Below are 13,867 nucleotides of genomic sequence, written 5' to 3'. Positions count from 1 at the left end.
CGCTCTCCGACCGCATCCCCGGCCGCGGCCGCCGCGACGACGACGCGTGGGGCAGTTCGCACTGGAGCGACGGGGAGGAGTAGCCCCCCGCCCCCGCCCCAGCCCCGCACGTCCCCGCACGCGGCGGGATCACGCCACCGCCGAACGCGTCCACTGGTCGCGGACGACGGTGGCGTCGGCGTCCGCGCGGCCGCCGCGGCGGCGGAGCTCGATGGCGGGGCGGGCCGCCTCCTCCGGCGGCTGCCACGCCGGGGCCGCCGTCCGCGGCCCGTGCAGCGCCCAGGCCGCCTGGCGCGCCGCGCCGCGCGCCGCGTAGTCGGCGGCGTCCCCGGCCGGCACCAGTACCGGCGCGGCGAAGAGCCCCGGCGCGGTCGCCCGCACCAGCGGCCAGCGCGCCGCCGCGCCGAGCAGCACCACCCGGCGCACCTCGACGCCGGAGGCGCGGATCCCGTCCAGCGCGTCGGCGAGCCCGCAGAGCACACCCTCCACCGCGGCCCGCGCGACATGCTCGGGCCGCATGTTGTCGGGGCGCATCCCGGAGAGCGCGCCGGTGTCGCAGAGCAGGTCGCCGCCGGCCGCCCCGCACGGGCCGCCCGCCTCGTCCGGCTCGGCGGCCGGCCGCATGACGAGCCCGCAGGCGCCCGGTTCGGAGCGCTCGGCGAGCGCCGCCAGCCCCGGCAGGTCGGTGCCGAGCAGCGCCGCGGTGGACAGCAGCGTCAGCGCCGCGGTGCGGGTCTCGGCGAGGACGAGGTGCTGCCCCATGGCGTCGGCGAGGACGGTGACGTCCCCCGGCGCGCCCGGCTCCCCCGGCGTCCGCTTCCCCGGGGTCGGCACCCCTGCCGGCGCCGCCGGCACCGCGGGCACCGCGTCGTGCACCGCGAAGACCGCGCCGCCGCCCGCCAGGGTGGCGACCGCGTCCCCCGGCCGCAGGCCCAGCCCGAGGGCGGTGGCCATCGGCTCGCCGGTGCCGGCGGAGACCAGCAGTCCGTCGGGGGTGCGGCCGGCGGCCTCGGCGGGGCCGAGCACATGCGGCACCACCGTCTCGTGGCCGAGGGCCAGTTCGAGCAGGTCGGCCCGGTAGGTGCCGGTCACCGGGGACCAGTAGCCGGTGCCGGAGGCGTCGCCGCGGTCGGTGGTGCAGCGCCGCGGACGGCCCGTCAGCTGCCAGTTGATCCAGTCGTGCGGGCAGAGCACCTGCTCGACGCGGTCGGCGGCGGCGGGCTCGTTGGCGGCGAGCCAGCGCAGCTTGGCGATCGGCCAGCCGGCGGCCGGGACGGTGCCCAGCTCGCGGGCCCAGGCGGCGGGGCCGCCGAGCTCGGCGAGGAGTTCGGCGGCGGCCTCCTCGTCGCGGCAGTCCTGCTGCAGCAGCGCGGGGCGCACCAGTTCGCCGTTGCCGTCGAGGGGGACCATGCCGTGCGCCTGGGCGGCGACGCCGATGGCGTCCACGTCCTCCAGCAGCCCGCCGGAGGCGGCCTCGCCGAGCGAGAGCAGCCAGGACTCCGGATCGGCCTCCAACTCCACGGGGAGGGCCCCCGGGTCGGCCGGGGCCGGGTGGACGGCACGCGCCCGCCGCAGGATCTCGCCGCTGTCCGCGTCGCAGACGACGATCCTGGTCGACCTGGCGGAACAGTCGATGCCGGCAACCCTCATGGGCCTCATTATGGTCGCGCGGACGCGCTTTTATCGGCCAAATGCATGAGCACGCGCACATCCGGATGCACGTGCACGTGCAATCCAGCCAGTTTCGGACCGCCCGTCAGCAGCCCCCCGCCAGGTGCCGGTTGGGCGGGTGCCGCTTGACGCCGCGTCAGTCGAGGTAGCCCCGAAGCTGATCGGCGAAGGTGTGGTCGCGAAGCTTGTTGAGCGTTTTCGACTCGATCTGGCGGATGCGCTCCCGGGTCACCCCGAACAGCCGTCCGATCTCCTCAAGCGTGCGGGGGCGCCCGTCCGCCAGGCCGTAGCGCAGCTGGACGACCTTGCGCTCGCGTTCCCCCAGCGTCGAGAGCACCGCCTCCAGGTGCTCGCGCAGCAGCAGGAAGGCGGCCGATTCCACCGGGGAGGCGGCGTCCGCGTCCTCGATCAGGTCGGCGAGCGCCACGTCCTCCTCGTCGCCGACCGGGGCGTGCAGCGAGACCGGCTCCTGGGCCAGCCGCAACACCTCGACGACGCGCTCCGGTTCGACCTCCACCAGCCGCGCGACCTCCTCCACCTCCGGCTCGGCGCCGCGCTCCTGGAGCAACCTGCGCTGCACCCGGATCACCCGGTTGATCAGCTCCACCACATGCACCGGGACGCGGATGGTGCGCGCCTGGTCCGCCAGGGCGCGGCTCATCGCCTGCCGGATCCACCAGGTGGCATAGGTGGAGAACTTGTAGCCGCGGGTGTAGTCGAACTTCTCCACGGCCCGGATCAGTCCGAGGTTCCCCTCCTGGACGAGATCGAGCATGCTCAGCCCGCGGCCTACATAACGCTTCGCAACGGACACGACCAGTCGCAAGTTGGCCTCGATCAGTCGCCGCTTGGCCATCCGGCCGCGGATCACCAACTGGTCGAGGTCGGAGGCGAGCCGGGTGCTGAGGCCGCCGTCGCCGGCGGAGGCGAGCCGGGTCAGCCGCTCCTCGGCGAAGAGCCCGGCCTCCACCCTGCGGGCCAGCTCCACCTCGTCGGCGGCGGTCAGGAGCGGGATCCGGCCGATCTCGCGGAGGTACTGGCGGAAGAGGTCGGCGGAGTGGCCGACGCTGGCGTCCGAGCGGTCGACGCGCTCGGTCCGCTCCGGGCGATCCGGCTCGGGTTCGGGTTCGGGTTCCGGTTCGGACGCCGACTCGGCCTCGGGCTCACGTTCAGGCTCGGGTTCGAGGTTCGCTGCCGCGAGCGCAGCGTCCGCCTCCGCTCCGGGGGCAGGTTCCGGCACGGGGGCGGACGGCCCGTCCCGCACCCCTCCGGACGGCCGGGGACTCTCGTCGTCCTCCGGCGCGCGGGCAGACCCCAGGGGAACGGTCCCGGCCACCTCGGCCTCCGTCCCGGTCGTCTGCGTGAACGTCCTCTTCCTGGCCCGCGGGGTGCGGAGTCCACGCGATGCTGCCTCGGACACCGTCTCAAGTGTGGGGTAAGCCGGGCCGGTCGGCCCACCTCCGTGCAGCAGGTTTTTTCCGGTCGATCACCATCCGCTCATCCGCGCGGCTTTGCACATGATTTCGAACGGTCCTTAACCGGCGCCCAGTCGGACCTGAAGCGCGCCCTAAGGGCAGCCGCCGAACGCCCTGCCGCGGACCCCGCCCGCCTAGCGTGCCGCCTGGTCCACCCCACGCAACGACCCGCGGGAGAAGCAATGACGACGCTCCGTCACCTGACCCGGGCGGGCACGGCCGCCACCACTGCCGCTGCCGCGCTGGTGCTCGCCGGCGCCGGCCCGGCCGCCGCGCACGGCTCGCTGGGCCAACCCGTCAGCCGGGTGCTGCAGTGCTACGGCGAGAACCCCGAGCACCCCGTCTCCACCGCCTGCCGGGCCGCCGTCGCGGCCGGCGGCACCCAGGCCCTCTACGACTGGAACGCGGTGCGGCTCGCGGACGCCGCCGGGCAGTCCCGCCGAAAGATCCCGGACGGCAGGCTGTGCAGCGCGGGCGACGACGAGTTCAAGGGCCTCGACCTGCCCCGCGCCGACTGGCCCGCCACCCGCGTCGCGTCCGGCGCCGCCTACACCTTCCGGTTCCGGGTGACGGCCCGGCACAAGGGCACCTTCGCCTTCTACCTCACCAAGCCCGGCTACGACCCGGCCAAGCCGCTCACCTGGGCCGAACTGGCCGACCGGCCGTTCCTGACGGCCACCGACCCCGCCGTCCGGGACGGCAGCTACGTCATCCCCGGCACGCTGCCGAAGGCGAGCGGCCGCCAACTGGTCTACGTCGTCTGGCAGCGCTCGGACAGCCCCGAGGCCTTCTACTCCTGCTCGGACGTCGACTTCGGCGGCGGGACGGCCGGCGCGGCGTCGGACACCGCCGAGCAGCCGACGGACCGCCGGATCGCCGCGGGCGCGGGCCGCTCCTCCATGAAGGGCATGACCGCGCACGGCACCGCCCACCGCACCCTCGCCGAGACCGGCGGCAACTCCGGCGGCAACTCCGGCGGCGGCTCCGGCCTCGGCAGCGCCGAGACCCCGCTGCTCGGCCTCGCCCTCATGGTGCTCGGCGGCGGCGCCGTCCTCTACCGCGCCGCCGCCCGCCGCCGCGCCGCGGCTACAGCGCGTCGGCGCCGCGCGTGACGAGCGCGTGCCGATAGCCCTGCAGCGCGCTCAACTCCGCCTGCACCGCCCGCAGCTGATCGTCCGGCAGCCGGCCCGAGTTGCGCTGCAAATACTTCTGCACCTCGGCGATCCGCCGGTCGACGGCCTGCCGGCGGACGGCCACCAGGAACCCGCCCGCGTACAGTGCGTCCACCTCGCGGTGGGTGCGCAGCGGCTCCACGGCCAGCTCGGTGACGAGGCCGCGCACCATGTCGTCGGGGCAGGCGTCCCGGACGGCGGCGACGAACGCGGCCCCGCTGTCCGCGGCCGGCGCCGCGCCGGCCGCCACCCCGCCCGCGGCGCCCAGCGCGAGGCGCACCGCGCGGTAGGGCGCGGCGGTGAACTCGTCGTCCTGGTAGGCGTCGAGCGGCACCACCAGGGCGGGCGCCTGGAGGGCGAGCTTGAGCAGCTCCCGCTCGGCCTGCTGCGCCGGGTCGCGCGGGTCGAGGACGGGCCGGGCGGGCGCCGCCGGGGCCGCCTCGGGCGCTTCGGCGCCGCCCCGGCGCCGCTCCTCGGGGCGCTCCGGGCGCGCCTGGCGCTCGCGCAGCCGCCGCTCCTCCCACATCACCCGCTTGCGGATGAACTCCTCGTCCATGAAGCCGATGAGCTTGTCGAGGCGGACGGCGTAGCGGGTGCGGACCGCGTAGTCCTTGATCCGGGCGACGATCGGGGCGGCCGCGTCCAGCGCGGCGATCCGGCCCTCCTCGGTGTCCAGGTTGTAGCGGTCGACGGTGGTGCGGACGGCGAACTCGAAGAGCGGGACGCGGGCGTCGACCAGCTCGCGCACCGCGTCGTCGCCCTTGGCGAGCCGCAGGTCGCACGGGTCCATCCCGTTGGGCTCGACGGCGACGAAGGTGCGGGTGACGAACTTCTGGTCGTCCTCGAAGGCGCGCATCGCGGCCTTCTGGCCGGCCGCGTCGCCGTCGAAGGTGAAGACCACCTCGCCGCGGAACTCCCCGGTGTCCATCAGCAGCCGGCGGAGAATCTTGATGTGGTCGCCGCCGAAGGCGGTGCCGCAGGTGGCGATGGCGGTGGGGACGCCGGCGAGGTGGCACGCCATCACATCGGTGTAGCCCTCCACGACCACGGCCCGGCCGGTCTTGGCGATCTCCTTCTTGGCCTGCTCGATCCCGTACAGCACCTGGGACTTCTTGTAGAGCGGCGTCTCGGGGGTGTTGAGGTACTTCGGCCCGTTGTCGTCCTCGCGCAGCCGGCGGGCGCCGAAGCCGATCACCTCGCCGGTGAGGTCCTTGATCGGCCACACCAGCCGGCCGCGGAACCGGTCCATCGGCCCGCGCCGGCCCTCGCTGGCGAGGCCGGAGGTGAGCAGCTCCTTGTCGGTGAAGCCCTTGCCGCGCAGGAAGCGCACCAGGTTCTCCCAGCCGACGGGCGCGTACCCGAGCGCGAACTGCTCGGCGGCGGCCGCGTCGAACCCGCGGTCGGCGAGGAACTGCCGGGCGACGAGCGCCTCCTGGCCGCCCAGCTGCTCGGTGAACCAGGCGGCGGCGGCCTTGTTCGCCTCCACCAGCCGGGTGCGCTCCCCCTTCTGGCGCCCGGGGCTGTACCCCCCGTCCTCGTACCGCAGCTCGATCCCCGCCTGCGCGGCCAACCGCTCCACGGCCTCGGCGAAGGTCAGGTGCTCGACCTGCTGGACGAACTTGATGGCGTCACCGCCCTCCCCGCAGCCGAAGCAGTTGCCGGTGAGGATGTTGTCCTCGAGGACGAACGCGTGGCCGTCGGGAACGGTGGCGCAGTAGACCTCCTCGACACGGTCGGTGGGTTCGACCGACTCGACGACCCAGCCGCGCCGGGCGAAGTCCTTCTCCGGGGCCAGGAAGCGGGAGCGGTGCTCGTCGTCGAGGAAGAACTGCTCGGTGAGGTCCTGCGCCACCAGGTGGATGCGGTGGACCGGGCTCGGCTCGCGGCCGGGGACGCCCTCGCGCACCTGCTCGGTCACCCCGTAGGTGCCGATGCCCAGCCGGGTGCACAGCGTCCGCACGCCCTCGAGGACCTCGCGGCGCGTGCAGTCGAGGACGACGGTGCCGTCCTTGGCGACGTGGCCGCCGGCGGCAAGGTAGCCGGCGAGGAAGCCGTACAGGTACGGGGCGGACTCGGAGAGCGGCGGCAGTTCCTTGACCGGGTCGAGCTGGGCCGTGGCGCCGGAGGAGTCGAGCATGCCGTCGCCGAAGGTGATGCCGTGGGCGATGCCGGAGGGCGAGGGGGTCGTCTGCTCGATGCGCGACCCGGGGAAGACGTAGCCGAGCCGGTCTCCGGCCTTGAGGTCGGCGGTGACGACCTCGCGGAGCGAGCTGCGCTCCCGGCCCGCGCGGAGGAACCAGCGGTGCTGGTCGGTGGCGTGGATCTCCTTCGTCCGGCCGTTGCGGCTCAGGACGATCCGCAGCAGCGGCTGGACGCCGAAGGACTTGAAAGGGGCCTCGACCCAGTTCGCGCCGCGTCCGAGGACCTTGGCCGTCGTACCGGCCAGCTCGCGGATCGGCCGGACGCCCTCCCAGGTGAGCACCCGCGTCTCGCCGGCCAGGCAGTGGTACAGGCCCTTCGAGGGGCTGACGTGGAAGCTGGGGGACTTCTCGTCGTGGAAGGGGCAGAGGCCCTTGAGCTGGCCGCCGCCGGCGTTGCGGAGTTGGAGGTGGTCTCCGACCACGGTGTCGATGGGGACGGTGTCGCGCACCGCCTTGATGTCCTCGTCCCTGATCCGTCCCGCCACGAGACACGAGTCTACGGCCCGGGTCGGACGGGTTGGACGGATCCGCGCGGCGCGGGGGGTCAGGCGATGGGGGTGAGGAGGCGGTGGGGCGCGCGGAGGGCGCGGCTGATGCGGTCCTCGCGGGCGTTGCGGTCGCCGGGGCCGGGGACGACCTCCGCGTCGGCGGGGTTCTCGACGGTCGCGCCGCAGCGCTCGCAGCGGCAGAAGGCGTCGAGGCGTCCGCCGCAGTCCAGGTGGCGGAAGTGCTTGCGGGGGCCCTCGGCGTTGGGCGCGGCGCGCTCGCCGAAGCGGCCGAGGGCGACGACGGCCGGCCACAGCTGCTTGCCGAGGTCGGTGAGGACGTACTCGTGGCGGGTGCCGGCGCCGTCCGGGGCGGGGCGCTTCTCCATCACGCCGGAGTCGACGAGCGCGGCGAGGCGGGCGGCGAGGACGGCCTTGGGGATGTCGAGCCGCTCGCGGAAGTCGCTGTAGCGGCACACCCCGTAGAACGCGTCGCGGAGCAGCAGCAGCGTCCAGCGCTCGCCGACCAGCTCCAGTCCGCGGGCGATGGAGCAGTCCTGGGCCGCGTAGTCCTTGGGCAGCATGCGGCCAGTGTAGGACGCCCGGCGAGAAAAGGGTTCATTGACCGAACCTGGCTTTGGTGCTTGACTGAGGTTCGTTCACCGAACCTCTCACGCACGAGGAGGTGCCCTGCCCATGTCCGCTGTGCTCTCCGGGGCGGCCGCGACGACCGCTGCCGGCGACGACGCCCGCGGCGCGCGGCGCGCGCTGGCGGTCGTCTGCGCCGGGACCGTTGCCGTCCTGATCCACTTCACGATGCCGCTGCTGATACCGCGCCAGATCGCGGCCGGCCTGCACGCCGGCTCCGGCGGCGCCGTCTGGCTGATGTCCGGGATGAGTCTCGGGCTTGCCGCCGCGCTGCTGCCCACCGGCGCGCTCGCCGACGACCGCGGCCGGCGCCGGGTCTTCACCGCCGGTGCCGCACTGCTCGCCGCGGCCACCGTGCTCTGCGCGGCCGCCCCCGACGGGGCGCTCTTCACCGCCGGGCGGATCCTCCAGGGCGCCGCCGGCGCGGCAGTGCTCGCCGCCGGGCTCGGGCTGGTCGCCGACTCCTACCGGGAGCCGTTCGAACGGGCGCGGGCGATCGGCCTGTGGGGTGCGGCGCTCGGCCTCGGCATCGCGGTGGGCCCGGTGCTGATGGCCTACGGCTCGGACGCGGGCGGCTGGCGGACGCCGTTCTGGGTGATGGCGGCGGCCAGCGCGGCCGTCGCGGGACTGGGTCTGACGCTGCGTCGGGACACCGGCCGGCCGGACGCGGAGCGGCGGCCGGTGGACGCCGTCGGGGCGCTGCTGCTCGCCGCGGCGCTCGCCGCGATCGTGGCCGGCTGCGCGCTGGGGCGCTCCGGGTGGACGCGTCCGCAGGCGCTGGTCCCGCTGCTGGCAGGTGTGGCGCTGCTGGGGGCGTTCTTCGCCGCCGAGGCACGGCAGAAGGCGCGGGGACGGGCGCCGATGCTGGATCCGGCACTGCTGGCGCACCGCGGATTCGCGGGCGCGGCGGTGGGCGCGCTGGCGACGGGGCTGGCGCCGATCTCGCTGGTCAGCTATCTCCCGACGCCGCTGGAGGCGGGGTTGGGGACGGGGGCGTCGGTGCCGGCGTGGCTGATCTTCGGCTGGTCGGGGCTGTCGGTGGTGACGGCGACGTTCGCGCCGCGGGCGCGGCTTTTGCGGGCCGTCGGGGCGCGGACACAGGTGGCGGCGGGGCTCGCCGTCTCCGGCATCGGGCTCGCCGGGACGGCCGCGCTGGCCGCGGCGGGGGCGTGGCAGGCGGTGCTGCCGGGCCTGGCGGTGTCGGGCGTGGCGACGGGCGTGCTCAACGGCGGCCTGGGCCGGCTGGCGGTGGAGTCGGCGCCGGAGGGCAGCGGGGGGCTGGCGTCCGGCGTCAACAACACCGCGCGCTACACGGGGAGTTCGATCGGGACGGCGGTGGTGGTGAGCGTGGCCGCGCCGGCCGGGTCGCTGCACGGGTTCGGGGTCGCGGCGGGCGTGACGGCGGGGCTGGCGCTGCTGGGGGCGGCGCTGGTGCGGCGGTTCCGCTGAGTGCGGCGCCCGGTCCGCCGGCCCTCCCGTCCGTCGCCCCTCCCGTCCGAGGTCCCTCAAGGGTCCGTCAGAGGGTCCGCCAGGGGTGCGCCGATGACCCGTCAGAGGTCGGTCAGGGGGACGGCCGGGTCGGCGAGGGCCGTGAGGTCGACCGGGCGGTCCTCCCGGATCAGCTGCTGGATCTGCTCGTTGACGTCCCAGACGTTGACGTTCATGCCCGCGGCGATCCGGCCCTCCTTGAGCCAGAACGCCATCCACTCCGACTCCTCGCCGGCCTCGCCGCGCACCACCACCTGGTCGTAGTGGCCGGGCGGCGCCCAGCCCGCGTACTCCATCCCCAGCGCGTACTGGTCGGTGAAGAAGTACGGCACCTTCGCCTGCCAGGTCGCCGGCCCCTCGGGCTTCTCCCCCAGCATCGCCCGGGCCGCCACCGGCCCGCCGTCCCCGGCGCACGCCCAGTGCTCCACCCGCAGCCGGCGTCCGCCCAGCGCCGCCCACGGCGCGCTGACGATGTCGCCCGCGGCGAAGACGTCGGGGTCGGAGGTGCGCAGCTGCTCGTCGACGAGCACGCCGCCGCCCTCGTCCCGCTCCGCCAGCTCCAGCCCGGCACCGCGCGGCAGCGCCAGGCACGGCGCGGCGCCGATCGCCACCGCCACCGCGTGCGCCGGCAGCTCCTCGCCGTCCCGGGTCGCCGCGGCCAGCACCATGCCGTCGTGGCCGCGGAACTCGGCGATCTGCGCGCCGAACTCGAAGCGCACCCCGTGCGCCCGGTGCATGTCCTCGAAGACGCTGCCGATCTCCGCGCCCAGCACCGCGTGCAGCGCGGTCGGCGCGGTCTCGGCGACCGTCACCTCCGCGCCGTGCCCGCGGGCCGCCGCGGCGATCTCCAGGCCCAGCCAGCCGGCGCCGACCACCAGCAGGTGCCCGTTGTCGCGGCCCAGCGTGCGCAGCGTGCTGCGCAGCCGCTCGGCGTCGGGCATGGTGCGCAGCACATGGATGCCGGCGAGGTCGGCGCCGGGGACGTCGAGGGTGCGGGCGTCCGAGCCGGTGGCGAGCAGCAGCCGGTCGTAGGGCAGCCGGGTGTCGTCGGCGAGCACGACCTCCTTGGCCTCCCGGTCGATCGCGGTGGCGGGCTGGCCCAGGTGCAGCTCGACGTCGTGCTCGGCGTACCAGCCGGACGCGTGCACGAACGCCTCGTCGCGTTCCTGCGCACCCGTCAGATAGTCCTTGGAGAGCGGCGGCCGGTCGTACGGGGCGGTCAGCTCGCGGCCGACGAGGATGACGCGGCCGTCGTAGCCGGCGTCGCGCAGCTCCTCGGCGGCCTTCGCGCCGGCCAGCCCCGCGCCGACGATCACGATTCCGCGTTCTGCAGTGACCACAGCTTCCCCTCCGGGGGCGCGAGACGGATCGGTCCAGCCAATGTCCCGCAGATCGACGGCGCCCGGAAGACCGCTCCCCGGATCCTCGCCCGGGTTCAGTCGACCGGCGGACATTTCGCGGCCCGATGATCGGACTTACGCTTCGGAGCATGGCCGCTCCCGTGACCCCGCCGTCCCCGTCCTCGCCGTCCTCCCCGTTCTCGTCCTCCTCCTCGCCCTCCCCGTCCGGCGGCGTCTTCTCCGTCCCCGCCGAGGAGCTGCGCACCCGCCGCAGCACCAAGTGGCGCGAGTTCCCGGCGGACGTGCTGCCGCTGTGGGTGGCGGAGATGGACGTCCGGCTCGCCCCGCGGATCCGCGAGCGGCTCTCCGGCATGGTCGAGAGCGGCGACACCGGCTACATGGACCCGGCCCGGCTGCCGGCCGCGTTCGCCGACTTCGCGGCGCGCCGCTGGGGCCTGAGCATCGACACCGGGCGGCTGTACATCCTCCAGGACATCATGCGCGGGGTGCTGGAGCTGCTGCGCTACGGCACCGCGCCGGGCGACGGGGTGGTGATCAACCAGCCGGTGTACGGGCCGTTCCCGGTCACCGTCGAGGAGGCCGGCCGACGGGTCGTCAACGCCCCGCTGGCGCACGACGCCGCGACCGGCCGCTACGAGCTGGACCTGGACGCGCTGGAGGACGCCTTCCGGGCCGGCAACCGGGTGTGGCTGCTGTGCAACCCGCACAACCCGGTGGGCCGCTGCTGGACGCGGCAGGAGCTGTCCGCGGCGGCGGAGCTCGCCGACCGCTACGGCGTCCTGGTGATCGCCGACGAGGTGCACGGCCCGCTGGTGCACGCGCCGCACACCTTCACGCCGTTCTCCTCGCTGGAGGCGGAGTCGGCGCGGCGGGCGGCGACGCTCTTCTCGGCGTCCAAGGCGTGGAACGTGGCGGGGCTGAAGTGCGCGCTGCTGACGACGCGTTCGCCGCGGACCTGGGGGATCGTGGAGCAGTTCTGCTTCGAGGTGGGGCTCGGCTCCAGCATCCTCGGGGTGGCGGCGAACGAGGCGGCCTTCGGCGAGTCGGAGGAGTGGCTGGACGGGCTGCTGGGCGCGCTGGCGGAGAACCGCCGGCTGCTGGGCGGGCTGCTGCGCGAGCAGGTGCCGGGGGTGCGCTGGGAGCCGGAGCACGCCGAGGCGACGTACCTGGCGTGGCTGGACTGCCGCGGCCTCGGCCTCGACGACCCGTACGCGACGTTCCTTCAGCGGGGCCGCGTGGCGTTCGAGCCGGGCACCAAGTACGGCGACGCGTACGGGGGGTTCGTCCGCCTCAACTACGCGACGTCGCCGGAGGTGCTGCGGGAGGCGGTCGGGCGGATGGCCGCCGCGGTGGCGTGAGCGCCCGCCGCGTCGGGGGCGCGGCTCACGCGCCCAGCTCCCCGTGCAGGCTCACCGCCTCCGCGTCCGTCAGCGAGGCGATCCGGTCGGTGACCACCCGCAGCCGCGCCGCGTCGTCCGCCGCCGCCTCGAACGCCCCGCGGAAGAGCCCCAGCCCCTCCGGCGCGGACCGGGTCAGCCGCTCGGCCAGCTCGGCGAGCAGCTCCCGCTGCGCCGCGTAGCGCCGCCGCTGATCCGGGCGCCGCATCACGTACTGCGCGGCCACCGCCTTGAGCACCGCGCACTCCAGCACGGTGCCCGCCGGCACCACCAGCTCCGCCCGATACCGCGTCAGCCGCCGCACCCCGCCGTGCCGTTCCCGGGTGGCCCCCTCCGCCGCCCCGCAGAACCGGCCGATCAGCTGGCTGGTGGCGTCCTTCAGTGCCGCGTTGCCGCGCGGCGTGCCCGCGGGGTCCGCGTCGGAGGGCCAGTAGGGCAGCGCGAGCAGCCGGTCCAGCGCGGCGTCCAGCGCGGGCGCGGGCGTCCCCGCCGGGGCGTAGTGCTCGGCGGCGAGCGCCAGCAGCACCAGCCGCTCCCCCGGGTCGCGCAGCGCGGCCGGCCGGACGTGCCCGGCGAGCAGCGCGTCCTCCAGGTCGTGGACGGAGTAGGCGACGTCGTCGGCCCAGTCCATCACCTGGGCCTCGAAGCAGCGCACCTGCGCCGGCGCGCCGGCCCGCAGCCAGCGGAAGACGTCCAGGTCGTCGTCGTAGACGCCGAACTTGGCCGTGCCGGGGCGGCCGCCGCGCCGCCACGGGTACTTCACCGCGGCGTCGAGCGCGGCGCGCGTCAGGTTGAGGCCCACGGAGGTGCCGTCCGCGGCGAACCGCTTGGGCTCCAGCCGGGCGAGGATGCGCAGGCTCTGGGCGTTGCCCTCGAAGCCGCCGCAGGACGCGGCGAACGCGTCGAGCAGGCCCTCGCCGTTGTGGCCGAACGGGGGGTGGCCCAGGTCGTGGGCGAGGCAGGCGGCCTCCATCAGATCGGGGTCGCAGCCGAGCGCGCCGCCCAGCTCGCGGCCGATCTGGGCGCACTCCAGGGAGTGGGTGAGCCGGGTGCGCGGCAGATGGCGGTCGCCGGGCGAGACGACCTGGGTGGTGCCGGCGAGGCGGCGCAGCGCGGCGGAGTGCAGCACGCGGGCGCGGTCGCGCTGGAACTCGGTGCGGCCGGGGCGCTTGTCCGGCTCGGGGACCCAGCGCGCCAGGTCGTCCGCCCCATATGCCGCGTTGCTGCCGTTCTCTCCCATGTCAGCCACGGTAACCGGCGGCCTCGCGGGCCAGCAGCGCCGCCTGGACGCGATTGGTGCAGTCGAGCTTGGCGAGCACCCGGCTGACGTAGGTCTTGACGCTCGCCTCGGTGCTGCCGAGGCGGCGGGCGGCCTCGGCGTTGGAGAGGCCGTCGGCGACGGCGTCCAGCACCTGGCGCTCACGCTCCGTCAGCCGGGCGAGGCGCGCCAGGCGCGGGTTCGGGGCCGCCTGGTGGCGGGGGACGGCCCAGCCGAGGACCAGCCGGGTGACGGACGGCGAGAGGAAGGCGTCGCCGCGGTGCGCGGCGCGGACGGCGCGGCGCAGCTCGTCGGGGGCGCAGTTCTTGAGGACGAAGCCGGCCGCGCCGCCCTCCAGGGCGCGGGCGACGTTCTCCTCCTCGCCGAAGGCGGTGAGCACCACGACCCTGACCTCGGGGGCGACGCGGCGCAGCTCGGCGAGGGCGGCGAGGCCGCCCATCACGGGCATCGAGAGGTCGAGCAGCGCCACATCCGGCCGGTGCCGCAGAGCGAGGTCGACGGCCTCCCGCCCGTCCCCGGCACACGCCACGACCGCAAGCCCGGGATCGGCATCGAGAACCGTCCGCACACCGGCCGCGATCAGCGGCTCATCATCGGCGAGAAGCACCCGCAGCGGCGTCATCGCACCCCCAGCAGCAAGCCCGCAGGGAGGGCCGCGAAGAGGATCAGGGCGAGGGCGGCGCCGGCCTC

11 protein-coding genes are annotated in these 13,867 nt (G+C 75.4%); 4 read left to right on the top strand and 7 right to left on the bottom strand.

Going from position 1 to position 13,867, the window contains the following annotated elements; all coding sequences use genetic code 11:
• Positions 1-129: 129 nt before the first annotated feature.
• Positions 130-1,650, bottom strand: coding sequence for an FGGY family carbohydrate kinase (locus tag BIV57_RS16945; protein ID WP_071657669.1), 1,521 nt, complete (start codon positions 1,648-1,650; stop codon positions 130-132).
• Between the two features lie 157 nt (positions 1,651-1,807).
• Positions 1,808-2,911, bottom strand: coding sequence for an RNA polymerase sigma factor (locus tag BIV57_RS16940; RefSeq protein ID WP_336446674.1), 1,104 nt, complete (start codon positions 2,909-2,911; stop codon positions 1,808-1,810).
• Positions 2,912-3,328: 417 nt separating this feature from the next.
• Here BIV57_RS16940 and BIV57_RS16935 point away from each other — a divergent pair, with 417 nt between their 5' ends.
• Positions 3,329-4,258, top strand: coding sequence for a lytic polysaccharide monooxygenase auxiliary activity family 9 protein (locus BIV57_RS16935; RefSeq protein ID WP_071657667.1), 930 nt, complete (start codon positions 3,329-3,331; stop codon positions 4,256-4,258).
• Here BIV57_RS16935 and dnaG read toward each other — a convergent pair.
• Both dnaG and BIV57_RS16925 read right to left on the bottom strand, forming a co-directional pair.
• Positions 4,233-7,004 carry a DNA primase gene (dnaG, locus tag BIV57_RS16930; RefSeq protein ID WP_071657666.1) on the bottom strand — a complete coding sequence of 924 codons (2,772 nt, stop codon included), beginning with the start codon at positions 7,002-7,004 and terminating at the stop codon, positions 4,233-4,235. The two genes, BIV57_RS16935 and dnaG, sit on opposite strands and share 26 nt — an antisense overlap.
• A 59-nt stretch (positions 7,005-7,063) precedes the next feature.
• Positions 7,064-7,588: a winged helix-turn-helix transcriptional regulator gene (locus BIV57_RS16925; RefSeq protein WP_071657665.1), complete on the bottom strand. Its 525-nt coding sequence runs from the start codon at positions 7,586-7,588 to the stop codon at positions 7,064-7,066.
• Between the two features lie 112 nt (positions 7,589-7,700).
• Here BIV57_RS16925 and BIV57_RS16920 point away from each other — a divergent pair, with 112 nt between their 5' ends.
• Complete coding sequence (locus BIV57_RS16920; RefSeq protein ID WP_079170407.1) at positions 7,701-9,101, top strand: MFS transporter; 1,401 nt, start codon at positions 7,701-7,703, stop codon at positions 9,099-9,101.
• Positions 9,102-9,202: 101 nt separating this feature from the next.
• Here BIV57_RS16920 and BIV57_RS16915 read toward each other — a convergent pair whose 3' ends face one another.
• Complete coding sequence (locus tag BIV57_RS16915) at positions 9,203-10,480, bottom strand: NAD(P)/FAD-dependent oxidoreductase (protein ID WP_071657664.1); 1,278 nt, start codon at positions 10,478-10,480, stop codon at positions 9,203-9,205.
• A 149-nt stretch (positions 10,481-10,629) separates the two neighbouring features.
• Between BIV57_RS16915 and BIV57_RS16910 the strand changes: the two genes are divergently transcribed.
• Complete coding sequence (locus tag BIV57_RS16910) at positions 10,630-11,859, top strand: MalY/PatB family protein (protein WP_071657663.1); 1,230 nt, start codon at positions 10,630-10,632, stop codon at positions 11,857-11,859.
• Positions 11,860-11,884: 25 nt separating this feature from the next.
• Here BIV57_RS16910 and BIV57_RS16905 read toward each other — a convergent pair whose 3' ends face one another.
• Complete coding sequence (locus tag BIV57_RS16905; RefSeq protein ID WP_071657662.1) at positions 11,885-13,138, bottom strand: deoxyguanosinetriphosphate triphosphohydrolase; 1,254 nt, start codon at positions 13,136-13,138, stop codon at positions 11,885-11,887.
• 1 nt (position 13,139) lies between these two features.
• Positions 13,140-13,745, bottom strand: a complete 606-nt coding sequence (locus BIV57_RS16900; protein ID WP_245797744.1) for a response regulator — start codon at positions 13,743-13,745, stop codon at positions 13,140-13,142.
• Here BIV57_RS16900 and BIV57_RS26140 point away from each other — a divergent pair.
• The coding region (locus BIV57_RS26140) for a hypothetical protein (RefSeq protein ID WP_245797746.1) at positions 13,656-13,867 on the top strand (212 nt) is incomplete at its 3' end. The genes BIV57_RS16900 and BIV57_RS26140 overlap by 90 nt on opposite strands.

This window comes from Mangrovactinospora gilvigrisea (assembly GCF_001879105.1).
Taxonomy (GTDB): domain Bacteria; phylum Actinomycetota; class Actinomycetes; order Streptomycetales; family Streptomycetaceae; genus Mangrovactinospora; species Mangrovactinospora gilvigrisea.
This window is presented reverse-complemented; position numbering and strand designations above follow the sequence as displayed.